This is a genomic window from Streptomyces sp. NPDC015131, from assembly GCF_043079975.1.
In the GTDB taxonomy this organism is placed as follows: domain Bacteria; phylum Actinomycetota; class Actinomycetes; order Streptomycetales; family Streptomycetaceae; genus Streptomyces.
Genome location: NZ_JBIBVB010000001.1, coordinates 459,987 through 485,013 on the forward strand (window position 1 = coordinate 459,987; position 25,027 = coordinate 485,013).

The window sequence follows — 25,027 nt, forward strand, 5'->3', positions numbered from 1 at the left end:
TCACGGCAGGATGCGGTAAGAACGCGCACATTGATGAAGGAGACTGTCGTGTCGGCGAACAGCTTCGACGCCCGCAGCACGCTGCGCGTGGGCGACGAGTCGTACGAGATCTTCAAGCTGGACAAGGTCGAGGGCTCCGCGCGCCTCCCGTACAGCCTGAAGGTCCTCCTGGAGAACCTGCTCCGCACCGAGGACGGCGCGAACATCACCGCCGACCACATCCGGGCCCTCGGCAACTGGGACTCGCAGGCCCAGCCGAGCCAGGAGATCCAGTTCACCCCGGCCCGCGTGATCATGCAGGACTTCACCGGTGTGCCGTGCGTCGTGGACCTCGCCACCATGCGCGAGGCCGTGAAGGAGCTCGGCGGCGACCCGGCGAAGATCAACCCGCTGGCCCCGGCCGAGCTGGTCATCGACCACTCCGTCATCGCCGACAAGTTCGGCACCAAGGACGCCTTCGGCCAGAACGTCGAGCTGGAGTACGGCCGCAACAAGGAGCGCTACCAGTTCCTGCGCTGGGGCCAGACCGCCTTCGACGAGTTCAAGGTCGTCCCGCCCGGCACCGGCATCGTCCACCAGGTGAACATCGAGCACCTGGCCCGTACCGTCATGGTCCGGGGCGGCCAGGCGTACCCCGACACCCTCGTCGGCACCGACTCCCACACCACCATGGTCAACGGCCTCGGTGTGCTCGGCTGGGGCGTCGGCGGCATCGAGGCCGAGGCCGCCATGCTGGGCCAGCCGGTCTCCATGCTGATCCCGCGCGTGGTCGGCTTCAAGCTCACCGGCGAGCTGCCCACCGGCACCACCGCCACCGACCTGGTGCTCACCATCACCGAGATGCTGCGCAAGCACGGCGTCGTCGGCAAGTTCGTCGAGTTCTACGGTGAGGGCGTCGCCGCCACCTCCCTCGCCAACCGCGCCACCATCGGCAACATGTCGCCCGAGTTCGGCTCCACCGCCGCGATCTTCCCGATCGACGACGAGACCCTGAACTACCTCAAGCTCACCGGCCGTTCCGCGCAGCAGGTCGCGCTGGTCGAGGCGTACGCCAAGGAGCAGGGCCTCTGGCTGGACCCGGCCGCCGAGCCGGACTTCTCCGAGAAGCTGGAGCTGGACCTCTCCACGGTCGTCCCCTCCATCGCCGGCCCGAAGCGCCCGCAGGACCGCATCGTCCTGGCGAACGCCGCCGAGCAGTTCAAGCAGGACGTCCGCAACTACGTCGACCTCGTCGACGAGGCGGGCCAGGAGTCCTTCCCGGCCTCCGACGCCCCCGCGATGAGCAACGGCGTGCCGTCCAACCCGGTCACCGTCACCGCCCCCGACGGCACCACCTACGAGCTGGACCACGGCGCCGTCACCGTCGCCGCGATCACCTCCTGCACCAACACCTCGAACCCGTACGTCATGGTCGCCGCCGCGCTGGTGGCCAAGAAGGCGGTCGAGAAGGGCCTGACCCGCAAGCCCTGGGTCAAGACCACCCTCGCCCCCGGCTCCAAGGTCGTCACCGACTACTTCGACAAGGCGGGTCTCACCCCCTACCTCGACAAGGTCGGCTTCAACCTCGTCGGCTACGGCTGCACCACCTGCATCGGCAACTCCGGCCCGCTGCCGGAGGAGGTCTCCAAGGCCGTCAACGACCACGACCTCGCCGTCACCTCGGTCCTCTCCGGCAACCGCAACTTCGAGGGCCGGATCAACCCCGACGTCAAGATGAACTACCTGGCCTCGCCGCCGCTGGTCGTCGCGTACGCCCTCGCCGGCTCCATGAAGGTGGACATCACCAAGGACGCCCTGGGCGCCGACCAGGACGGCAACCCGGTCTTCCTCAAGGACATCTGGCCCTCCGAGGCCGAGGTGAACGACGTCGTCGCCAACGCCATCGGCGAGGACATGTTCAACAAGTCCTACCAGGACGTCTTCGCGGGCGACGCCCAGTGGCAGGCGCTGTCCATCCCCACCGGCAACACCTTCGAGTGGGACACCGAGTCCACCTACGTCCGCAAGCCCCCCTACTTCGAGGGCATGCAGATGGAGCCGAGCCCGGTCGCCGACATCACCGGCGCCCGCGTCCTCGCCAAGCTGGGCGACTCGGTCACCACCGACCACATCTCCCCGGCCGGTGCCATCAAGGCCGACACCCCGGCCGGCCAGTACCTCACGGAGCACGGCGTCGAGCGCCGCGACTTCAACAGCTACGGCTCGCGCCGCGGCAACCACGAGGTCATGATCCGGGGCACGTTCGCCAACATCCGCCTGCGCAACCAGATCGCGCCGGGCACCGAGGGCGGCTACACCCGCGACTTCACCCAGGCCGACGGCCCGGTGTCGTTCATCTACGACGCCTCCCGCAACTACATCGACCAGGGCATCCCGCTCGTCGTCCTGGCCGGCAAGGAGTACGGCTCCGGCTCGTCCCGCGACTGGGCCGCCAAGGGCACCGCGCTCCTCGGCGTCAAGGCCGTCATCGCCGAGTCGTACGAGCGCATCCACCGCTCGAACCTGATCGGCATGGGCGTCCTGCCGCTGCAGTTCCCCGAGGGCCAGTCCGCCCAGTCGCTCGGCCTGACCGGCGAGGAGACCTTCTCCTTCACCGGTGTCACCGAGCTCAACGAGGGCCGCACGCCCCGCACGGTGAAGGTCACCACCGACACCGGCGTCGAGTTCGACGCGGTCGTCCGCATCGACACCCCCGGCGAGGCGGACTACTACCGCAACGGCGGCATCATGCAGTACGTGCTGCGCAACCTGATCCGCAACTGAGGGTCCGTACGCGGCGAAGGGCCGCACTCCCGGTGACGGGGGTGCGGCCCTTGCCGTACGTGCGGCTCAGCGCAGCAGCTCCACCTCCGCCAGCACCGACACCGCGTCCGGCACCAGCCGGTACTTCGCGTACGTTCCCGGCCGGGCGACCGTGAACGCCCGGGTCTGCCGGTCCCAGGCGAACGACTCGCCCGACCGCCGGTCCAGGTCCGTCCACCGGGTTCCGTCCCGCGACCCCTGGAGCACCCAGCCTGTCGGGGCCGTACCCCGCGCCGCCGACGTCAGCGTGTAGCGCACCGCGCGCGTGCCGCCCGCCGGGACGGGCAGCTCCACCGCTTCCACCGAGGCGGACGTCGCCGAGGTGTCGTCGAACAGCTCGCCCGCGCCCGCCAGCACATCACGCGGCGGCGAGGGCACCGCGTCGTCCCGGGTGAGCGAGACGGGCGCCGCGTCCGGCCCCGTGCCCCACCGCGATGGCTTTGGCCCCATGGCGAACTCCAGGGTTCCGCCCCGGGCGAGCAGCGCGTGCGGCAGCGCCGTGGACGTCCACCGCTTGCCGTTGACCTTCAGCCCCTGCACGTACACGTTCCGCGCGCTGTTCTCCGGGGCCTTCACCATCAGGGTGCGGCCGTTGTCCATCCGCACGGTCGCCCTGGTGAACAGCGGCGAGCCGACCGCGTACTCCCCGGAGCCCATCACCAGCGGGTAGAAGCCGAGCGCCGAGAACAGCCACCACGCCGACTGCTCGCCGTTGTCCTCGTCGCCGTGGTAGCCCTGCCCGATCTCGCTGCCGGTGTAGAGGCGGGACAGCACCTCGCGCACCTTCTCCTGCGTCTTCCACGGCTGCGAGGCCGCGTTGTACATGTACGTGACGTGGTGCGCGACCTGGTTGGAGTGCCCGTACATGCCCATCCGCACGTCCCGCGCCTCCGTCATCTCGTGGATGACGCTGCCGTACGAGCCGGTGAACTCCGGCGACGCGGTCTCGGGCGTGGCGAAGTAGGTGTCGAGCTTCTTCGCCAGCCCGGCCCGGCCGCCGTAGAGGTTGGCCAGGCCCCGGCTGTCCTGCGGGGCGGTGAAGGCGTAACCCCAGCCGTTGGTCTCCGTGTAGTCGTGGCCCCAGATCCTCGGGTCGTACGAGGCGGACGGCACCCGCCAGCCGCCCTTGAGGTCACGGCCCTGGAAGAAGCCGGCCTCCTTGTCGAAGAGCGTGACGTACTGGCGCGCGCGGTCGCGGAAGTAGGCGGCCTCCTCCCGGTAGCGGGCCTTTCCGGTCTTGCGGTGCAGTACCTCCGCCATCCTCGCCAGGCCGTAGTCGTTGAGGTAGCCCTCCAGCGACCAGGACAGGCCCTCGTGCGTCGCCGTCGAGGCGTACCCGAGGAACGGCGAGGTCTCCATGCCCTTGCGACCGACGCCCGGCGAGGGCGGCACCACCGTCGCGTTCTTCAGCGCCGCCTCGTACGCCGCCTCCGCGTCGAAGTCCACGCCCTTGACGTACGCGTCGGCGAACGCCACGTCCGACGACGTGCCCGTCATCAGGTCGGCGTAGCCGGGGGAGGACCAGCGGGAGATCCAGCCGCCGTCCTTGTACTGCTGGACGAAGCCGTCCACCAGCTCGCCCGCCCTGCGCGGGGTGAGGAAGGAGTAGGCGGGCCAGGTGGTGCGGTAGGTGTCCCAGAAGCCGTTGTTGACGTACACCTTCCCGTCCACGATCTTCGCACCCGTCCGGGTGGGCGTGTCGGGCCCGGTCCGCGGCGAGAAGGGGCTCGCGTACCGGTTCTTCCCGCCGACCCTCTCGAAGCCGGAGTTGGGGTACAGGTAGAGCCGGTAGAGGTTGGAGTACAGGGTGACCAGCTGGTCGCGGGTGGCGCCCTCCACGGTCACCCGGCCCAGCAGCGCGTCCCAGGCGCCCTGCGCCCGCTCCCGCACCCGCTCGAACCGGGTGCCCGCCGGGATCTCCGCCGCCAGGTTCCGCTTCGCCTGCTCCACCCCGATCAGGGACGTCGCCATCCGCAGCGTCACCGTCCGGTCGGCGCCCGCGTCGAAGCGCAGGTGCCCCGTGACGCCCGCCGACGCCGAGCCGGTGACCGGCGCGTCGAAGACGCCGTACACGAACATCCGCGTCGCACCGGTCGACAGGCCGCTCCTGACGTCCGAGAAGCCGGTGAACGACCGGGTCGCCGGGTCGAGCGTCAGCCCGCCCGCGCTCGTGACGTTGTCGAAGACGACCGACGCGTCCGCGCCCGGGTAGGTGAAGCGCATCATCGCAGCGTGGTCGGTCGGGGTGATCTCCGCCTTGATCCCGTTCTCGAAGGTCACGCCGTAGTAGTGCGGCCTCGCTGTCTCCTTCTCGTGGCGGAACGGCAGCGCCCGCCGCACCCGGTCCGTCTCCGGGGTCCCCGCCGCCGCCGAGGGCAGCAGCTGGAAGGTCTGCCGGTCGCCCATCCAGGGGCTCGGCTCATGGCTGGCGGCGAACGCCTGCACCGTGGGCAGGTTGGCCGCGTTGTTGCCGCGCGCGTACTCGTACAGCCAGCTCGTGGACGCCGCGTTGGTCACCGGCGTCCAGAAGTTGAAGCCGTGCGGGACCGCCGTCGCGGGGAAGGTGTTGCCGCGCGAGAACGAGCCGCTGGAGTGGGTGCCGCGCACGGTCGAGACATGGTCCGAGGGGCGGACGTGCCGCTCGGGCGGGGCCGCGCGCCCGATCCTGACGTCGTCGATCCAGCCCTGGAACGCCGCGGGACCGGTGGGGGAGTCGTACGCCACCAGGATCCGGTCCACCGTCCGGCCGGCCGCCACCGACCCGATCCCGGCCGTCACCTGGTTCCACTGGTTGACGTACAGCCGCTTGGCCGTGCCCTGCCCGCGCGGGGTGAGCGCCCCGCCGTGGCTGTCGGTGGCCCGCAGGTCGCTGAGGTAACTGCCGTCGGTGAACGCCAGGTCCACCGCCACATGGGTGGCCGGATACCGCAGGTCCGTCTCCGGCAGGGACGGGAAGATCCGGTACGACAGCTCGGTGTCGCGCCGCACGGCCGTGTGCACGTCGAAGACCTTGTTGTACGAGTAGGCGCGCCCGCCCGGCCGGTGCGTGCCCGCGTACCGCAGCGCCCGCACCCCGGTGAACCCGGCGTTCGCCTTAGCGGTGGGGGAGCCGCCGGGGCCCCGGTCGACATGGCTGCGCATGTCGGGCGGGACGGGGGTGGTGGCGTCCCCGTTCGAGAACTGGACGTCGGCCAGCTGGGTGATGCCCGCGGCGCCGTTGTTGGCGCTGATCTCCAGGCGGTAGTGCGCGTACGCCGCCGGGTTCTCGACGTCGTACGTCCGCGTCTCGAAGCGCCGGGCGAAGGTCTGGCCCTCACGGGTGTCCAGCACCGTCCAGTCCCGGCCGTCGGCCGACCCCTTGAGCGTCCAGTTCCGGGGGTCGCGCGGGGCGTGGTCGTTGGCGGAGGTCAGGGCGTACCTGGCCACCCGCACCGGCTCGTCCAGGTCGAACTCGACCCAGGCGGTGGGGGAGAACACCAGCCACTTGGTGCCCGGCTGGAGGTCGGTCAGGTTCTCCTTGGTCTCCCCGGCGCCGGCGTTCTCGCCGCTGGCGCGCAGGGCGGTGACCTTGTCGGTGACATTGCCCGGGATCCCCGCCGCGAAGGCGCCGTCGACGCCGGAGGACCGCTTCTCCCCGCCGGGGCCGGTCTCCACGGTGTCGCGCCAGTCCGGCGGGTGCTCGTCCGCCTCGAAGGACGACCGGAACTCCGTACCGGCGGGCGCCGGCGGCCGTCCGGGTGGGGCGGCGAGGGCGGCGGTCGCGGGCGGCGCGCCCGCCACGAGCAGCGAGACGGCCGCCACGAGGGCGGCCGTGCGGGGGAATCGGTGACGGGTCCTGGGCCTGGCCGTGCTGGGCTGTCTGGGGTGCATCCCGCGTTCCTGCCTCCTGCCGCAAGCGTGGGAACCGTGTCGTCCAACGCGCCGGACCACCGCCGGACACGCGCCGGAGGGCGGTGACGCCGGATGTGGACAACGTTGTCAACGGCGCTGTGTGCGCACCAGTAGGGAGCCAAGTGCCCGGCGGTGTCAAGGGTGTTGGCGGGGAAGGAAGGCTCGATCCGGCCGTTTCGGCGGCCCGCGGGCCGGGGAGCGTCCGGCCGGGAGTCCTGTCCTCCACCCGAGGTCTCAACTCGGGAAAGACTGCCGGAGAACCTTGCTCTCGATCTTGCTCATCCGGCGAGAAGTGGACTATACCTGTCGGCGTCCCAGTGGCATCGCTCCACCCGTACGGCGTGAACACCCAGCACCTGCACGACCCAGCAAATGACCGCGGTGGCGGGGCCCTTCGTCTCAGGCGAGCAGGACGGGCGACCGGTACACCGCCTGAGTCCTGGAGAAGGCGAGGACTTGAGCATGGGATCCACCTCCGCCCGCGACCATGAGGGCCGCCTCACCCCCGGCGAGCACGGCACCACGGGCCTCGGCCGCCGCGACCTGATCCGGCGGTCCGCCGCACTCGGCCTGATCACCCTCCCGGCCGTGGGCGCGCTGTCCGCCTGCGCCACCGGCGGCGGGGGTGGCGGCGACGCGCCGACCAAGGCCCCCGGCGGCCCCAAGTCCGAGAAGAACCCGCTCGGCGTCCCCAAGGGCGCCCCGCTGGAGGCGTTCATCTTCAAGGGCGGCCTCGGCGACCAGTACGCCAAGGACGCGGAGGCGGACTACCGGGCCACCTACGGCGCCACCGTCAAGCACACCGGCACCCAGCAGGTGGGCCCCAAGCTCACCCCGCGCTTCGCGGGCGGCAACCCGCCGGACGTCATCGACAACTCCGGCGCCGACCACCTCGACATGAACAAGCTGTCCACCCAGGGCCAGCTCCAGGACCTCACCGCGCTGCTCGACGCGCCCTCGATGGACGACCCGGCCAAGAAAGTCCGCGACACGATCCACCCGAGCACCGTCGAGAAGGGCAAGCACGGCGACACCTTCGACGTGCTCTACTACGCCTTCACCATCTACGGCACCTGGTACTCCCAGAAGCTCCTCGCCGACAAGGGCTGGGCGTACCCCAAGACCCTCGCCGAGATGGTCACCCTCTGCGGCGAGATCAAGAAGGCCGGGATCGCCCCCTGGACGTACGCCGGGAAGTTCCCCTACTACGTCCACTTCAACCTCTTCGCCCAGATCGCCAAGATCGGCGGCATGGAGAAGTGGATCGCGATTGACAACCTGGAGCCGAAGGCCTGGACCTCCAACGACGCGGTCAAGGAGGTCATCGAGCACTACGAGGAGCTGGCCGCCAAGAAGTACTTCCTCGAAGGCAGCCAGGGCCTCACCCACATCCAGTCCCAGACCGCCTGGAACAAGGGCAAGGCCGTCTTCATCCCCAACGGCTCCTGGGTGGAGAACGAGGCCGCCCCCACCACCCCCGCCGGCTTCGGCATGGCCGTCGGCGCCCTCTTCGACGGCACCGGCGACGCGATGCCCCACGGCACGCTGCGCGCCGAGCCGAGCGAGCCGTACATCGTCGCCAGCAAGGGCAAGAACCCGGCCGGCGGCATGGAACTGCTCCGCATCATGCTGTCGAAGAAGCACGCGCAGAACTTCGCCACCAAGGTGAAGTCGCTGACCTGTGTCATGGACGCCACCGAGGGCATGACCCTGTCACCCGGCCTCGCCTCCGCCAGCAAGGTGTTCAAGGAGGCCGGCGACAACCTGATCAGCCTTCAGCTCCAGGAGTGGTACCCGGCGCTGACGGACGAGAAGATCGGCGGCCTCACCGGCCAGCTCCTCGCCGGCGAGCTGAAGGCCGCCGACTGGATCAAGAGGACCCAGGCGGAGTGCGACCGGGTGGCCAAGGACGACTCCGTCACCAAGTTCACGCGCACCGCCTGACCGCCGGAGCAGGATGAGCCGCGACGGCTGACCCGGCAGGGGTGAGCCGGCGGGCCGACACACGAGGGAAGGGCCGGGGAGCACCGTGCAACACGGCAAGTACCGATTCATCGTGGGCTTCCTGGCCCTGCCTCTGATCGTCTACGGCGTCTTCGTCGTCTCACCGTTCGTCCAGGCGTTCCAGATCTCCCTGACCGACTGGTCCGGCCTGGTGGGCACGGCGGAGTTCGTCGGCCTGGACAACTTCGCCAAGCTCTGGGACAGCGACGACTTCTGGAACGCCCTGCGCCACAACGTCTACATGCTGGCGCTCGTCCCGGTCGTCACCCTGGCGCTCGGCCTGTTCTTCGCCTTCATGCTCAACGTGGGCGGCCGGCGCAGGAAGAACGAGGTGGTCACCGGGGTCGCCGGCTCCCGCTTCTACAAATTCGTCTTCTTCTTCCCGCAGGTCATCTCCATCACGATCATCGCCGTCATCTGGTTCAACATCTACAACCCCGACCCCGACGACGGCATGCTGAACTCCCTGCTCGGCGCGATCGGGCTGGACGCCCTCCAGAACTCCTGGCTGGGCGAGAAGAGCCTCGCCCTCTGGTGCATCAGCGCCGTGATGGTCTGGGGACACGTCGGCTTCTACGTGGTGCTGTTCTCCGCCGCGATGGCCTCCATCCCGCGCGACATCTACGAGGCGGCCCTGCTGGACGGCGCCAGCCGCTACCACACCTTCTTCAGGATCACCCTCCCGCTGCTGTGGGACACGGTCCAGACCGGCTGGGTGTACATGGGGATCATCGCCCTGGACGCCTTCGCGCTGGTGCAGATCATGTCGGTGAACATGGGCGGCCCGGACGGCGCCACGGACGTCATGCCGCTGCGGCTGTACCTGACGGCCTTCCGCGACAGCCAGTTCGGCTACGCCGCCGCCATGGGCGTCGCGATGCTCATCGTCACCATGACCTTCGCCGTGCTCACGATGCGCTTCGCGCGCCGTGAGCGGATCGAGTACTAGGGGTACGCCGGATGACGACCGAAGAGATCGAGACGGTGGCCAAGGCCGGCCCCGCCGCGCCCGCCAAGGTCACCCGCCGGCTCGGCCCGGCCACCGGCCGCTCCTCCGAGGGCGGCGCCCTCAACGTCTTCTCCCACGGCATCCTGGTGCTCTGGGCGCTGATGGTGGGCGTACCGCTGCTGTGGGTGCTGTGGAGCGCCTTCAAGGACAGCAACGGCATCCTCACCGACCCGTGGGGCCTGCCGGCCTCGCTGCACTGGGAGAACTGGTCCAACGCGTGGAACGACGCGAACATGGGCCAGTACTTCGTGAACACGGCGATCGTGGTCGGCGGGTCCGTCACCGGCACGATGGTGCTGGGGTCGATGGCCGCGTACGTCCTGGCCCGCTTCACCTTCCCCGGCAACCGGTTCATTTACTACTTGTTCGTCGCGGGCATGTCCTTCCCGGTGTTCATGCTGGTCATCCCGCTCTTCTTCGTCCTGCGGGACTTCCCCGGCAGCTCGCTGCTGGCGACGTACCACGGGCTGATCCTGGTCTACATCGCGTACTCGCTGCCCTTCACCGTCTTCTTCATGACGGCCTTCTTCCGTACGCTGCCGACCTCGGTGGCCGAGGCGGCGATGATCGACGGCGCCTCGCACACCCGGACGTTCTTCCAGGTGATGCTGCCGATGGCCAAGCCCGGCCTGATCAGCATCGGCATCTTCAACTTCCTGGGGCAGTGGAACCAGTACCTGCTGCCGATGGTGCTCAACCAGCAGGAGGACAAGTACGTCCTCACCCAGGGCCTGGCGATGATCGCCCTCCAGCAGGGCTACGAGAACGACTGGGGCGCGCTGATGGCGGGCATGGTGATCGCCATGCTGCCGGTGCTGATCGTCTACACCGTCTTCCAGCGCCAGGTACAGTCCGGGCTCACCGCGGGAGCCCTGAAGTAGTCCGGCCCATTCACATCACGAACCGAAACGGCCCGCCGGTGGAGCATCCGCTCCCGGCGGGCCGTTTCCCTGCGTCCTGGTGGTGAATGCCCGTTTTCGCCGGACTTTCTTCGCTCATCGGAGGCGTACCACGCTCAAGGTCTTGACGGGGAGCAACGCTAAAGGCTGAGCTTAGAGTTCATATGTTGGAGAAAACGGCAGGAGTGAGAGAGTCGATGGAGACTCCGGGGTCGCAGACGTCTCTGCATCGGGCCAATCTTGAGCGGGTCGTGCGCGCGGTGCGCATGGCCGGATCGCTCACCCAGGCGGAGATCGCCAGGACCACCGGCCTGTCCGCCGCCACGGTCTCCAACATCGTCCGGGAGCTGAAGGACGGCGGCACGGTCGAGGTGACCCCCACCTCGGCGGGCGGCCGCCGGGCCCGCAGCGTCTCGCTCAGCGGGGACGCGGGCATCGTGATCGGCGTCGACTTCGGCCACACCCACCTGCGCGTCGCCGTGGGCAACCTGGCCCACCAGGTGCTCGCCGAGGACGCCGAGCCGCTCGATGTGGACGCCTCGTCCGCGGAGGGCTTCGACCGGGCGGAGGCCCTGGTCAAACGGCTGATCGCGGCCACCGGCATCAGCCAGGAGAAGGTGGTGGGCGTGGGCCTCGGCGTGCCCGGCCCCATCGACGTCTCCTCCGGCACCCTCGGCTCCACCTCGATCCTCCCGGGCTGGAGCGGCATCAACCCCAGCGACGAGCTGGCCGGCCGGCTCGGCGTCCCGGTGTACGTCGACAACGACGCCAACCTGGGCGCGCTGGGCGAGCTGGTCTGGGGCGGCGGGCGCGGGGTGCGGGACCTGGCGTACATCAAGGTGGCCAGCGGTGTCGGCGCCGGTCTGGTGATCGACGGGCAGATCTACCGGGGCCCCGGCGGCACCGCGGGCGAGATCGGCCACATCACGCTCGACGAGTCCGGCCCGGTCTGCCGCTGCGGCAACCGGGGCTGCCTGGAGACCTTCGCCGCCGCCCGCTACGTCCTGCCCCTGCTCCAGCCCGGCCACGGGCCGGACCTGACCATGGAGCGGGTCGTGCAGCTGGCGCGGGAGGGCGACCCCGGCTGCCGCCGCGTCATCGGCGACGTGGGGCGGCACATCGGCAGCGGTGTGGCCAACCTGTGCAACCTGCTCAACCCCAGCCGGGTCGTCCTGGGCGGCGACCTCGCCGAGGCCGGGGAGCTGGTCCTCGGGCCCATCCGCGAGTCGGTGTCCCGGTACGCCATCCCCAGCGCCGCCCGGCAGCTCTCGGTCGCGCCCGGCGCCCTGGGCGGCCGGGCCGAGGTGCTGGGTGCCCTCGCCCTGGTCCTGAGCGAGATGGGCGATTCGACCCTTCTGGAGAGCGCGCTGACCCCGGTCACTCCTGCGTTCACTTAGATAACGGATGGCACCGTTGTCATCTCGTTGTCAATTTACTCCTTGACGGCCACCTGGCGGCCGAGTTGACTTCCAGCCACCTCGGCCGCAACGTCGCGGCCTCGTCAGGGAGGCAACCCACATGAACGCAATGACGCGACGCATCGTCGTGGGCACGGCAGCCGTGTCCATGGCCGTGTCCCTCGCCGCCTGTGGCAAGGCGGGCGACGGCGACGACGCGGGCGGCGGTGGTGGCGACAGCAAGACCATCGGTCTGCTGCTGCCGGAGAACAAGACGACCCGCTACGAAACCTTCGACCGCCCGATCATCGAGGCGAAGATCAAGGCGCTGTGCGGCGAGTGCGACGTCAAGTACAACAACGCCGCACAGGACACCGAGACCCAGAAGAAGCAGTTCGACGCCCTCGTCACCCAGGGCGTCAAGGTGATCATCCTCGACTCCGTCGACTACAAGGCCACCAAGTCCTGGGTCCAGCGGGCCGAGAAGCAGGGCGTCAAGGTCGTCGCGTACGACCGCCTGGCCGAGGGCCCGATCTCCGCGTACGTGTCGTACGACAACGAGAAGATCGGCCGCCTCCAGGGCGAGGCCCTGGTGAAGGCGCTGGGTGCCAAGGCCGCGCAGAGCAACGTCGTCATGATCAACGGCTCGCCCACCGACCCCAACGCCCCGTTCTTCAAGAAGGGCGCGCACAGCGTCCTCGACAAGGGCGTCAAGAAGGTCGTCTACGAGCAGGACATCCCGGACTGGTCCCCGGACGAGGCCAACCGGAAGATGGGCGCCGCCATCGACTCGCTGGGCAAGACCGGCTTCCAGGGCGTCTACGCCGCCAACGACGGCATGGCCGGCGGTGTCATCACGGCCCTGAAGAAGCAGGGCATCAAGGTCCCGGTGGGCGGCCAGGACGCCGAGCTGGCCGGTCTGCAGCGGGTGCTGACGGGCGACCAGGCGTTCACGATCTACAAGCAGATCAAGCCGGAGGCCGAGACCACCGCCGAGATCGCGGTCAAGCTCCTCAAGGGCGAGAAGATCGACGACCTGGCGCCGGTGAAGGTCGACAGCCTCAGCGGCGAGTTCACCGGCATTCCGGCCAAGCTGTACGACGCGCAGGTCGTGACCAAGGAGAACATCGCCTCCACGATCATCGCCGACAAGGTCTACAAGGCAAGCGACCTCTGCACGGCCGAGTACAAGGCCGCCTGCGCCGCCGCCGGCATCAAGTGACCCGGCGGTAGTCCGGGCCGCACGCCCACCTGCGGAAACGTTTCCCCCGGCTCCCGCAGGGACGTGCGGAAACGTTCCGCCAGGCGCCAGGCGCGGGGCCCGCACGGGCCGCCCGGCGCGCCGCCCGCCGTGCCCCCGCACGGCGCGGGCGGGCGCGCCGGGCCCCGGCCCGCGGAACGGCACCCGCCCGGGCGCCGCCCGCCCCGGCACGGCCGTACGCCGCCGGCGTCCCCGGCCGCCCGGGGGCGCGCGGGCCGCCCGCCACCACCCCTCTCGCTCCACGCACCACCATCCCCGCCGGACAGGCGGCGAAGGAGATGATTCACGTGTTCGCTACGCCAGTGCTGGCGTTGCGCGGAGTCTCCAAGCGGTTCGGCGCCGTCCAGGCGCTCACCGATGTACACCTGGAGATCCACGCCGGTGAGGTCGTCGCCCTGGTCGGCGACAACGGCGCCGGCAAGTCGACGCTCGTCAAGACCATCTCGGGGGTCCACCCCATCGACGAGGGCGTCATCGAATGGGAGGGCGCCCCGGTCCGCATCAGCCGGCCGAACGACGCCCAGGACCTCGGCGTCGCGACCGTCTACCAGGACCTCGCGCTCTGCGACAACCTCGACGTCGTCGCCAACCTCTTCCTCGGCAGCGAGCTGAAGAGCCTCTCCGTCCTCGACGAGATCGCCATGGAGAAGCGCGCCAAGGAGCTGCTGGACACGCTGTCCATCCGCATCCCCAGCGTCCGCATCCCCGTCGCCGCCCTCTCCGGCGGCCAGCGGCAGGTCGTCGCGATCGCCCGCGCGCTGATCGGCGACCCCAAGGTCGTGATCCTGGACGAGCCCACCGCCGCGCTGGGCGTCGAACAGACCGCCCAGGTGCTCGACCTGGTCGAGCGGCTGCGCGAGCGCGGCCACGGCGTCATCCTCATCAGCCACAACATGGCCGACGTCCGCGCCGTCGCGGACAAGGTCGCCGTCCTGCGCCTGGGCCGCAACAACGGCGTCTTCGACGTCCAGGACACCACGCACGAAGAGATCATCGCCGCGATCACCGGCGCCACGGACAACGCGGTGACCCGCCGCCAGGCACGCACGGCCTCGAAGGAGGACGCGAAGTGAGCGACCTCACCAAGACCCCCGGGACCCCCGACCCCCGGCCGGACGACGCCACGGCCGCCACCCCGGCCCCCGAAGCCACGGACGCCCCCAACGCCACGGCCGCCACCCCGGCCCCCGAAGCCACGGCCGCCACCCCGGCCCCCGAAGCCACGGACGCCCCCGACGCCACGGACGCCACCCCGGCCCCCGAGGCCACGGACGCCCCCAAGACCCCCGCGCCCCCCGCCACCCCCGCGGACCCCAAGGCCCCGCTCCCGGCCGACGCCGGGGGCTCCGCCGCGCCCGTCCCGGCGGTCGACCCGCGGCTCCTCGTCCGCGAGGAGGGCCTCAAGGGCTACTGGACCGAGTTCACCCGCAAGGTGCGCGGCGGCGAGCTGGGCTCGCTGCCCGTCTTCATCGGCCTGATCGTCATCGCGATCGTCTTCCAGGCGCAGAACAGCAACTTCCTCTCCGCCAGCTCCGTCGCCAACATCGCCGTCTACACCTCCGGGCTCGGCATCATGGCGGTCGGCATCGTCTTCGTCCTGATCCTGGGCGAGATCGACCTGTCGGTCGGCTCCGTCGCGGGCGTCGGCGCCGCCGTCTGGGCCGTGCTCAATGTGAGCAACGGCATGAACGACTGGCTCGCCGTCGCCCTCGCCGTCCTCTCCGGCCTGGCGCTCGGCCTGCTGCACGGCTTCTTCTTCGCCAAGATCGGCGTCCCGGCGTTCGTCGTCACCCTGGCCGGCTTCCTCGGCTGGAGCGGCCTGCAGATCTGGCTGATGGGCCAGGAGGGCTCCATCAACGCGCCCACCGGCAGCGTCGTGGAGCACCTCACCGGCTACTACTTCGAGGACAAGGCCGCCGCGTACGGCCTCGCCCTGGTCGCCGTCCTCGCCTACGCCGGGTCCCTGCTGCTGGACAGCAGGCGCCGCAGGGCCGCCGCCCTCCCGTCCCGCCCGGTCAGCGAGATCGTGCTGCGCGCCGGCTTCGTCGCCGTGCTCTGCTTCGTCGTCGCGTACGTCCTGAACGAGCCCGCCGGCGCCCGCGGCCTGCCGCTCGCCCTGGTGCTCTTCCTGGCCGTCCTGGTCGTCGCCGACTTCGTCGCGCGCCGCACCACCTTCGGCCGGCAGGTCTTCGCGGTCGGCGGCAACGCCGAGGCGGCCCGCCGCGCCGGTATCGACGTCGACCGGGTCCGGATCGTCGTCTTCGGTCTCTCGGGCATGCTCGCCGCGTTCGGCGGCCTCTTCGTGGCCAGCCTCTCCGGCGGCGCCACCAAGAGCCTGGGCGGCGGCAACACGCTGATGCTGGTCATCGCGGCGGCCGTCATCGGCGGCACCAGCCTCTTCGGCGGCCGCGGCAAGGTCTGGTCCGCGCTGCTCGGCATGATCGTGATCCAGTCGATCCAGCAGGGCCTCAACATGCTCGGCATGGCGTCCGAGATCCAGTACATGATCACCGGCGCCGTGCTCCTGGCCGCCGTGGTGATCGACTCGGTCTCCCGCCGTACGCAGAAGACCGCGGGCCGCGCGTAAGGCGCAGGTCACCGGGGTGCCCCCGCCCTGTGACCGACACGATGCCCGGCGCCCTCAACCGGCGCCGGGCATTGCTGCGTCCGAACCAATGGGGCGACGCGTTCCGGCCCGCCCGATGCCGATCGTCCGGGGCGGAACATTAGACTCGGCGAATCGGCAGCTCGACCAGCTCAACACGCAAGGAGGCACGGGTGGCTCTGCTGACCCGTATCACGGGCCCGCGCGATCTCGACCGGCTCTCCCCGGAGGAGCTCGACCGGCTGGCCGCGGAGATCCGGTCCTTCCTGGTGGACGCCGTCTCCAAGACCGGCGGCCACCTCGGTCCGAACCTCGGCGTGGTCGAGCTGACCATCGCCCTGCACCGGGTCTTCGAATCCCCCAAGGACAAGATCCTCTGGGACACCGGCCACCAGTCGTACGTCCACAAGCTGCTCACCGGCCGCCAGGACTTCTCCAAGCTCAAGATGAAGGGCGGTCTGTCCGGCTACCCGGCGCGCGCGGAGTCCGAGCACGACATCATCGAGAACAGCCACGCCTCGACCGTCCTGGGCTGGGCCGACGGCCTCGCCAAGGCCAACGAGGTGCTGGAGCGCGACGACCACGTCGTCGCCGTCATCGGCGACGGGGCCCTCACCGGCGGCATGGCCTGGGAGGCGCTCAACAACATCGCCGAGGCCAAGGACCGCCCGCTGGTCATCGTCGTCAACGACAACGAGCGCTCCTACGCCCCCACGATCGGCGGCCTCGCCAACCACCTGGCCACTCTGCGCACCACCGACGGCTACGAGCGCTTCCTGGCCCGTACGAAGGAGATCCTCGACCGCACGCCGGTCGTGGGCCGCCCGCTGTACGAGACGCTGCACGGCGCCAAGAAGGGCCTGAAGGACTTCATCGCCCCGCAGGGCATGTTCGAGGACCTCGGCCTGAAGTACGTCGGCCCCATCGACGGCCACGACATCGAGGCCCTGGAGTCGGCCCTGCTCCGCGCCAAGCGGTTCGGCGGCCCGGTCATCGTCCACTGCCTCACCGAGAAGGGCCGCGGCTACCAGCCCGCGCTCGCCGACGAGGCCGACCGCTTCCACGCGGTCGGAAAGATCCACCCGGACACCGGCCTGCCGATCTCCACCTCCGGCGCCGACTGGACCGGCGTCTTCGCCGACGAGATGGTCAAGCTCGGCCACGAGCGCGACGACATCGTCGCCATCACCGCCGCGATGCTCCAGCCGGTCGGCCTCGACAAGTTCGCCAAGGCGTTCCCCGAGCGGGTGTACGACGTCGGCATCGCCGAGCAGCACGGCGCCGTCTCGGCGGCCGGCCTGGCCACCGGCGGCCTCCACCCGGTCTTCGCCGTCTACGCCACCTTCCTCAACCGCGCCTTCGACCAAGTCCTGATGGACGTCGCCCTGCACAAGTGCGGAGTGACCTTCGTCCTGGACCGGGCCGGTGTCACCGGCACCGACGGCGCCTCGCACAACGGCATGTGGGACATGTCGATCCTCCAGGTCGTCCCCGGCCTGCGGATCGCCGCCCCGCGCGACGCCGACCAGGTGCGCGCCCAGCTCCGCGAGGCCGTCGAGGTGGACGACGCGCCGACCGTGGTGCGCTACTCCAAGGGCGCGGTCGGCCCGGCGGTCGAGGCCGTGGGCCGGATCGGCGGCATGGACGTGCTCCGCGAGGCGGGCACCGACGAGCCGGACGTGCTGCTGGTGTCCGTCGGCGCGCTGGCGCCGATGTGCCTGGAGATCGCCGGCCTGCTCGACAAGCAGGGCATCTCGACGACCGTCGTCGACCCGCGCTGGGTCAAGCCGGTCGACGAGGCCATGGCACCGCTCGCCGAGCGGCACCGCGTCGTCGTCACCGTCGAGGACAACGGCCGCGCCGGCGGCGTGGGCTGCGCCGTCGCCCAGGCCCTGCGCGACGCGGGCGTCGACGTACCGCTGCGCGACTTCGGCATCCCGCAGCGCTTCCTGGACCACGCCTCCCGCAAGGAGGTCATGGCCGAGATCGGGCTCACCGCCCCCGACATCGCCCGCCAGGTCACCGGCCTGGTCGCCAAGCTGGACGGCCTGCCGCGGCGCCACGCCGAGGTCGAGGCCGCCCGCGACTGACCCGGCGCGCCCGCGGCGCGATTGGACCGGTCGGAGTACCCCAGGGGTTTCCGGCCGGTCCTTTCGTGTGAAAGGGCTTCTGTGGGCGGGCGCCGTCGCGCACCCCTCTCGATCATGGGCGGTAGAGGCCGATGGCTACGGAGGTACGCCGGTGAGTATGGGCCAGCAGTCACGTGACACCGGGATGTTCCGGACGAAAAGTATCGAACAATCGATCCGGGACACCGAGGAGCCGGAGCACGCGCTCAAGAAGTCCCTCTCCGCGTGGGACCTGACCGTCTTCGGCGTCGGCGTCATCATCGGCACCGGCATCTTCGTCCTCACCGGCAAGGTCGCCAAGGAGAACGCGGGCCCGGCCACCGCGCTGGCGTTCGTCGCCGCCGGCATCGTCTGCGCCCTGGCGGCCCTCTGCTACGCGGAGTTCGCCTCGACCGTCCCGGTGGCCGGGTCGGCGTACACCTTCGCGTACGCCTCCCTCGGCGAGCTGCCCGCCTGGATCATCGGCTGGGACCTGGTGCTGGAGTTCGCCCTGGGCACCGCGGTGGTCGCCGTCGGCTGGTCCGGCTATGTGCGCTCACTGATGGACAACGTCGACTGGCATCTACCCACCTGGATGCAGGGGCCCGACGCGGCCGGCGGCACCTTCGACATCCTGGCCTTCATCCTGGTCCTGGTCCTCACGGCCGTCCTGGTCGTCGGCATGAAGCTGTCGGCCCGCATCACCGCGCTCGTCGTGGCCATCAAGGTCACCGTGGTCATGATCGTGATCATCGCCGGTCTGTTCTTCGTCGTGGGCGACAACTACTCGCCCTTCATCCCGAAGGCCGTGACCCCCGAGTCCTCGTCCGGCTGGGACGCCGCGCTCGTGCAGACGATCTTCGGCTACGACCCGACGAACTTCGGCGTCATGGGCATCTTCACCGCCGCGTCCATCGTCTTCTTCGCCTTCATCGGCTTCGACGTCGTCGCCACCGCCGCGGAGGAGACCAAGCTGCCGCAGCGGGACATGCCGCGGGGCATCCTCGGCTCGCTCCTCATCTGCACCATCCTCTACGTGGCGGTCGCGCTCGTGGTGACCGGTATGCAGCCCTACACCGAGCTGTCCACCAGCGCCCCGCTCGCCGACGCGTTCAAGGCCGTCGGGCACCCCTTCTTCTCGGGTGTGATCGGCTTCGGCGCCGCGGTCGGTCTCACCACCGTGTGCCTGATCCTGCTGCTCGGCCAGACCCGGGTCTTCTTCGCCATGAGCCGGGACGGGCTCCTGCCGCGGTTCTTCTCCAAGACCCACCCGAAGTTCCGCACCCCCTACCGGCCGACCATCCTGCTGGGCGTGATCATCGCCTTCGTGGCCGGTTTCACCAGCATCGACGAGCTGGCGACGCTGGTGAACATCGGCACCCTCTTCGCCTTCGTGGTCGTCGCCATCGGCGTGATCATCCTGCGCCGCACCCGCCCCGACCTGCCCCGCGCCTTCCGCACCCCCTGGGTGCCGGTCATCCCCATCCTGTCGGTGGCGGCCTCGGTGTGGCTGATGCTCAACCTGCCCAATGAGACCTGGTTCCGCTTCGCCGTGTGGATGGCGATCGGCGTCGTCGTCTACTTCCTGTACGGGCGCTCCCACAGCCGCCTCGGCGGCCGCGGCCGCCCGGCGCGCACCGACGCCCCGTAGCCCCGCCGCACCCGGTGCCGCCCCGTCCGCCATTGGGCCGGACGGGGCGGCCGCTCGTAGAATCGCCGGATGACATCCCCCGGCGACCAGCACGCGACCGACCCCGATGCCGCCCTGCGGGTGCTGGGCAAGGTCTTCGGCTACGACTCCTTCCGCGGCGAGCAGCGGGAGATCATCGAGCACGTGGTGGGCGGCGGTGACGCCCTGGTCCTGATGCCGACCGGCGGCGGCAAGTCCCTGTGCTACCAGATTCCCGCCCTGGTCCGCCCCGGCGTCGGGGTCGTCGTCTCCCCGCTGATCGCCCTGATGCAGGACCAGGTCGACGCGTTGCGGGCGCTCGGCGTCCGGGCCGGCTTCCTCAACTCCACCCAGGACCTCGACGAGCGGCGGCTGGTCGAGGCCGAGTTCGCGGCCGGGGAGCTGGACCTGCTGTACCTGGCCCCGGAGCGGCTGCGGGTCGAGTCGACGCTCCAGCTCCTCCGGCGCGGCACCATCTCGCTGTTCGCCATCGACGAGGCGCACTGCGTCGCCCAGTGGGGCCACGACTTCCGCCCCGACTACCTCCAGCTCTCCACGCTCCACGAGCTCTGGCCCGACGTGCCCCGGATCGCCCTCACGGCGACCGCCACCCGCGCCACCCACGCCGAGATCGCGACCCGGCTGAACCTCACCGGCGCCCGGCACTTCGTCGCCAGCTTCGACCGCCCCAACATCCAGTACCGCATCGCCCCCAAGAACGAGCCCAAGCGGCAGCTCCTCGAACTGATCCGCGCCGAGCACGCCGGCGACGCCGGCATCGTGTACTGCCTCTCCCGCGCCTCCGTCGAGAAGACGGCGGCCTTCCTGGTCGACAACGGCATCGACGCCGTCCCGTACCACGCGGGCCTCGACGCGGCGACGCGCGCCGCCCACCAGTCCCGGTTCCTGCGCGAGGACGGCCTCGTCGTCGTCGCCACCATCGCCTTCGGCATGGGCATCGACAAGCCCGACGTCCGCTTCGTCGCCCACCTCGACCTGCCCAAGTCGGTGGAGGGCTACTACCAGGAGACCGGCCGCGCGGGGCGCGACGGACTGCCGTCCACGGCCTGGCTGGCGTACGGCCTCCAGGACGTCGTCCAGCAGCGCAAGATGATCGACGGCTCCGAGGGCGACGCAGAGCACCGCCGCCGCCTCGCCGCCCACCTCGACGCCATGCTGGCGCTCTGCGAGACCGTGGAGTGCCGCCGGGTGCGGCTGCTGGCCTACTTCGGCCAGGAGTCGACCGCCTGCGGCAACTGCGACACCTGCCTGTCCCCGCCCAAGTCCTGGGACGGCACCATCGCCGCGCAGAAGCTGCTGTCGGCGATCGTGCGGCTCAAGCGGGAGCGGAACCAGAAGTTCGGCGCGGGCCAGATCATCGACATCCTGCTCGGCCGCAAGACCGCCAAGGTGATCCAGTTCGACCATGACGCCCTGAGCGTCTTCGGCATCGGCACCGAGCTGAACGAGTCCCAGTGGCGGGGCGTCGTGCGCCAGCTCCTCGCCCAGGGCCTGCTGGCCGTGGAGGGCGACTACGGCACGCTGGTGCTGACCGACACCTCCGCCGACGTCCTCGGCGGGCGCCGCGAGGTGATGCTGCGCAGCGAGCCGGAGCGCCCGGCCCGCGCGGCGAAGGCGGCCAAGCGGACCCCGGTCGCCGACCTGCCCGAGGAGGCCCAGCCGGTCTTCGAGCGGCTCCGCGCCTGGCGCGCGGCCACCGCCAAGGAGCAGGGCGTCCCGGCGTACGTCATCTTCCACGACGCCACGCTCCGCCAGATCGCGGCCGAACCGCCGGCCACGCTGGCCGAGCTGGGCGGCGTCAGCGGCGTCGGCGAGAACAAGCTCGCCAAGTACGGCGAGGCCCTCCTCGCCGCCCTCGCCGCCCTCGCCGACCAGGACGCCTGAGCGGCCCCGGACCGCTCCGGAAACGCCGGCGGGCCGCGGGGGAAGCCCCCGCGGCCCGCCGTCCGTGTGCGCCCGGTGTTACGCCGGGACGCTCGCCACGCCCTGCTCCAGGAAGCGCTTGCCGTTCACGCGCTCCGAGACGCCCTCGCGGTCCAGGTACGGCGTGATGCCGCCCAGGTGGAAGGGCCAGCCGGCGCCGGTGATCAGGCACAGGTCGATGTCCTGGGCCTCTGCGACGACGCCCTCGTCCAGCATCAGGCCGATCTCCTGCGCCACCGCGTCCAGGACGCGGTCCCGCACCTGCTGCTCGGTCAGGACGGTGTCGCCCTGCTTCAGCAGCGCGGCGACCTCGGGGTCCAGCTCGGGCTTGCCCGAGTCGTAGACGTAGAAGCCGCGCTTGCCCGCCTTCACGACGGCCGCGAGGTTGGGGGAGACGGTGAAGCGGTCCGGGAAGGCGCGGTTCAGCGTCTCCGAGACGTGCAGACCGATCGCCGGGCCGACCAGCTCCAGCAGCACCAGCGGGGACATCGGCAGACCGAGCGGCTCGATGGCCTTCTCCGCGGTCTCGACCGGGGTGCCCTCGTCGATGACGTTCTGGATCTCGCCCATGAAGCGGGTGAGGATGCGGTTCACGACGAACGCCGGGGCGTCCTTCGTCAGCACGGCCGTCTTCTTCAGCTTCTTCGCCACGCCGAAGGCGGTGGCAAGGGAGGCGTCGTCGGTCTGCTCGCCGCGGACGATCTCCAGCAGCGGGAGGATCGCGACCGGGTTGAAGAAGTGGAAGCCGACCACGCGCTCCGGGTGCTGGAGCTTGGAGGCCATCTCCGACACCGACAGCGAGGAGGTGTTGGTGGCGAGGATCGCGTGCGCCGGGGCGACCGCCTCGACCTCCGCGAACACCTTCTGCTTGACCGACATCTCCTCGAACACGGCCTCGATGATGAAGTCCGCGTCCGCGAAGCCCTCGGCCTTGTCCAGGACGCCGGAGACCAGGCCCTTGAGGCGGTTGGCCTTGTCCTGGTTGATCCGGCCCTTGCCGAGCAGCTTCTCGATCTCGCCGTGGACGTAGCCCACGCCCTTGTCGACGCGCTCCTGGTCGATGTCGGTCAGCACGACCGGCACCTCCAGGCGGCGCAGGAACAGCAGCGCCAGCTGCGAGGCCATCAGGCCGGCGCCCACGACACCGACCTTGGTGACCGGACGGGCCAGGTTCTTGTCCGGGGCGCCGGCGGGGCGCTTGGCGCGCTTCTGGACCAGGTTGAAGGCGTAGATGCCGGAGCGCAGCTCGCCACCCATGATGAGGTCGGCCAGCGCGGTGTCCTCGGCGTCGAAGCCCTTCTGGAGGTCCCCGTCCTTGGCCGCCTCGATGATGTCCAGGGCGCGGTACGCCGCCGGGGCCGCGCCGTGCACCTTGGAGTCGGCGATGAAGCGGCCCTTGGCCACGGCCGCGTCCCATGCCTCGCCGCGGTCGATCTCGGGGCGCTCGACGACGATCTCGCCCTTGAGCACGGAGGCGGTCCACAGCAGCGACTGCTCCAGGAAGTCCGCGCCCTCGAAGATCGCGTCGGCGATCCCGAGCTCGAAGACCTGCGCGCCCTTGAGCTGCTTGTTCTGGTTGAGCGAGTTCTCGATGATCACCGAGACCGCGCGGTCCGCGCCGATGAGGTTCGGCAGGATCGTGCAGCCGCCCCAGCCCGGGACCAGGCCGAGGAAGACCTCGGGCAGCGAGAACGCCGGCAGGGCGGCGGACACGGTGCGGTAGGTGCAGTGCAGACCGACCTCGACACCGCCGCCCATCGCCGCGCCGTTGTAGTACGCGAAGGTCGGCACGCCCAGCGACGACAGCCGCTTGAAGACGTCGTGGCCGCCCTTGCCGATGGCCAGCGCGTCCTCGTGGCGCTTCAGCAGCTCGACGCCCTTGAGATCGGCGCCGACGGCGAAGATGAACGGCTTGCCGGTGATGCCGGCGCCGGTGATGGTGCCCTCGCCGGCCTCCTTCTCGACCTGGTCGATGGCGGCGTTGAGGTTCGCCAGCGACTGCGGGCCGAAGGTGGTCGGCTTGGTGTGGTCGAAGCCGTTGTCCAGCGTGATCAGCGCGAACCGGCCCGCCCCGAACGGCAGGTCGAAGTGGCGTACGTGCGCGGTGGTGACGACCTCGTCCGGGAACAGCTCGGCCGCACCCTTCAGAAGCTCGGCGGTGGTGGTCACTTGCTGCCTCCGTCGAAGTGGGGGTTCTCCCAGATGACCGTCGCGCCCATGCCGAAGCCGACGCACATGGTGGTGAGGCCGTAGCGGACCTCCGGCTGCTCCTCGAACTGCCGTGCCAGCTGCGTCATCAGACGCACGCCGGAGGAGGCCAGCGGGTGGCCGTAGGCGATGGCGCCGCCGTACTGGTTGACGCGGGCGTCGTCGTCGGCGATGCCGTAGTGGTCGAGGAAGGCCAGGACCTGGACGGCGAAGGCCTCGTTGATCTCGAAGAGGTTGATGTCCTCGATCGACAGGCCGGCCTTGGCGAGGGCCTTCTCGGTGGCCGGGATCGGGCCGTAGCCCATGACCTCCGGCTCGACGCCGGCGAAGGCGTACGAGACCAGGCGCATCTTGACCGGCAGGTCGTGCTCGCGGGCGAACTCCTCGGACGCGATGATCGACGCGGTGGCGCCGTCGTTCAGGCCCGCGGCGTTGCCGGCGGTGACGTTGCCGTGGACGCGGAACGGCGTCTTCAGGCCCTGGAGGTTCTCCAGCGTGGTGCCCGGGCGCATCGGCTCGTCGGCGGTGACCAGGCCCCAGCCCGTCTCGCCCGCCTCGGCGTTGGTGCGGCGGACCGAGACCGGCACCAGGTCGGCCTGGATCTTGCCGTCGGCGTACGCCTTGGCGGCCTTCTCCTGGGAGCGCACGGCGTACTCGTCGGCGCGCAGCTTGGTGATGTGCGGGTAGCGGTCGTGCAGGTTCTCCGCCGTCATGCCCATGAACAGGGCGGACTCGTCGACCAGCTTCTCGCTGACGAACCGCGGGTTCGGGTCGACGCCCTCGCCCATCGGGTGGCGGCCCATGTGCTCGACACCACCGGCGATGACGGCGTCGTACGCGCCGAAGGCGATCGAACCGGCGACCGAGGTCACGGCGGTCATCGCGCCGGCGCACATGCGGTCGATCGAGTAGCCGGGCACGGACTGCGGCAGGCCCGCCAGGATTCCGGCGGTGCGGCCGATGGTCAGGCCCTGATCGCCGATCTGCGTGGTCGCGGCGATGGCGACCTCGTCGATCTTCGCGGGGTCCAGTCCGGGGTTGCGGCGCAGCAGCTCCCGGATGGCCTTCACGACGAGATCGTCGGCGCGGGTCTCGTGGTAGATGCCCTTCGGGCCCGCCTTGCCGAACGGGGTGCGGACGCCGTCGACGAAGACGACGTCCCTGACGGTACGAGGCACGATGGCTCTCCTCCAGGGTGCGGGGTGGCACTGCTGCGGGCACGCGGCTAAG

General features: G+C 70.4%; 14 protein-coding genes. 11 read left to right on the forward strand and 3 right to left on the reverse strand.

The window, feature by feature from the left end; translation table 11 throughout:
* The first annotated feature begins 48 nt into the window (after positions 1–48).
* The gene (gene acnA, locus ACF08D_RS01720) at positions 49–2,763 is read left to right on the forward strand and encodes an aconitate hydratase AcnA (protein WP_392220476.1); all 2,715 of its coding nucleotides are present in this window, start codon (positions 49–51) and stop codon (positions 2,761–2,763) included.
* Positions 2,764–2,829: 66 nt separating this feature from the next.
* Here acnA and ACF08D_RS01725 read toward each other — a convergent pair whose 3' ends face one another.
* On the reverse strand, positions 2,830–6,672 hold the full coding sequence (locus ACF08D_RS01725; RefSeq protein ID WP_392220477.1) for a GH92 family glycosyl hydrolase: 3,843 nt from the start codon (positions 6,670–6,672) through the stop codon (positions 2,830–2,832).
* Between the two features lie 483 nt (positions 6,673–7,155).
* On the opposite strand from ACF08D_RS01725, the gene ngcE reads away from it, so the two are divergent.
* The 10 genes from ngcE to recQ all read left to right on the forward strand — a co-directional run bounded on the left by ngcE (position 7,156) and on the right by recQ (position 21,550).
* Positions 7,156–8,637 carry an N-acetylglucosamine/diacetylchitobiose ABC transporter substrate-binding protein gene (gene ngcE, locus ACF08D_RS01730; protein ID WP_392220478.1) on the forward strand — a complete coding sequence of 494 codons (1,482 nt, stop codon included), beginning with the start codon at positions 7,156–7,158 and terminating at the stop codon, positions 8,635–8,637.
* An 85-nt stretch (positions 8,638–8,722) separates the two neighbouring features.
* Complete coding sequence (locus ACF08D_RS01735; RefSeq protein ID WP_392220480.1) at positions 8,723–9,646, forward strand: carbohydrate ABC transporter permease; 924 nt, start codon at positions 8,723–8,725, stop codon at positions 9,644–9,646.
* Positions 9,647–9,657: 11 nt separating this feature from the next.
* The gene (locus tag ACF08D_RS01740; RefSeq protein ID WP_392220482.1) at positions 9,658–10,587 is read left to right on the forward strand and encodes a carbohydrate ABC transporter permease; all 930 of its coding nucleotides are present in this window, start codon (positions 9,658–9,660) and stop codon (positions 10,585–10,587) included.
* A gap of 215 nt (positions 10,588–10,802) precedes the next feature.
* Positions 10,803–12,002 carry an ROK family protein gene (locus ACF08D_RS01745; RefSeq protein ID WP_392220484.1) on the forward strand — a complete coding sequence of 400 codons (1,200 nt, stop codon included), beginning with the start codon at positions 10,803–10,805 and terminating at the stop codon, positions 12,000–12,002.
* A gap of 121 nt (positions 12,003–12,123) precedes the next feature.
* Positions 12,124–13,224, forward strand: coding sequence for a substrate-binding domain-containing protein (locus ACF08D_RS01750; protein WP_392220487.1), 1,101 nt, complete (start codon positions 12,124–12,126; stop codon positions 13,222–13,224).
* 317 nt (positions 13,225–13,541) lie between these two features.
* Entirely contained in the window at positions 13,542–14,336 is a 795-nt protein-coding gene (locus ACF08D_RS01755; protein WP_392220489.1) for an ATP-binding cassette domain-containing protein, read from the forward strand.
* On the forward strand, positions 14,333–15,850 hold the full coding sequence (locus tag ACF08D_RS01760; RefSeq protein WP_392220491.1) for a sugar ABC transporter permease: 1,518 nt from the start codon (positions 14,333–14,335) through the stop codon (positions 15,848–15,850). The genes ACF08D_RS01755 and ACF08D_RS01760 overlap by 4 nt, the downstream gene beginning before the upstream one ends.
* Before the next feature lie 191 nt (positions 15,851–16,041).
* Positions 16,042–17,958 carry a 1-deoxy-D-xylulose-5-phosphate synthase gene (dxs, locus tag ACF08D_RS01765; protein WP_392220493.1) on the forward strand — a complete coding sequence of 639 codons (1,917 nt, stop codon included), beginning with the start codon at positions 16,042–16,044 and terminating at the stop codon, positions 17,956–17,958.
* A 184-nt stretch (positions 17,959–18,142) separates the two neighbouring features.
* Positions 18,143–19,627: an amino acid permease gene (locus ACF08D_RS01770; RefSeq protein ID WP_392221180.1), complete on the forward strand. Its 1,485-nt coding sequence runs from the start codon at positions 18,143–18,145 to the stop codon at positions 19,625–19,627.
* Between the two features lie 69 nt (positions 19,628–19,696).
* A complete protein-coding gene (recQ, locus tag ACF08D_RS01775; RefSeq protein ID WP_392220494.1) occupies positions 19,697–21,550 on the forward strand; it encodes a DNA helicase RecQ in 1,854 nt (617 codons plus the stop codon).
* A gap of 78 nt (positions 21,551–21,628) precedes the next feature.
* Here the strand turns inward: recQ and ACF08D_RS01780 are convergent, their stop codons facing one another.
* Together ACF08D_RS01780 and ACF08D_RS01785 are read right to left on the reverse strand one after the other, a co-directional pair.
* Positions 21,629–23,758: a 3-hydroxyacyl-CoA dehydrogenase NAD-binding domain-containing protein gene (locus ACF08D_RS01780; protein WP_392220496.1), complete on the reverse strand. Its 2,130-nt coding sequence runs from the start codon at positions 23,756–23,758 to the stop codon at positions 21,629–21,631.
* Positions 23,755–24,975, reverse strand: a complete 1,221-nt coding sequence (locus ACF08D_RS01785; RefSeq protein ID WP_392220498.1) for a thiolase family protein — start codon at positions 24,973–24,975, stop codon at positions 23,755–23,757. The genes ACF08D_RS01780 and ACF08D_RS01785 overlap by 4 nt, the downstream gene beginning before the upstream one ends.
* Positions 24,976–25,027: the final 52 nt, after the last annotated feature.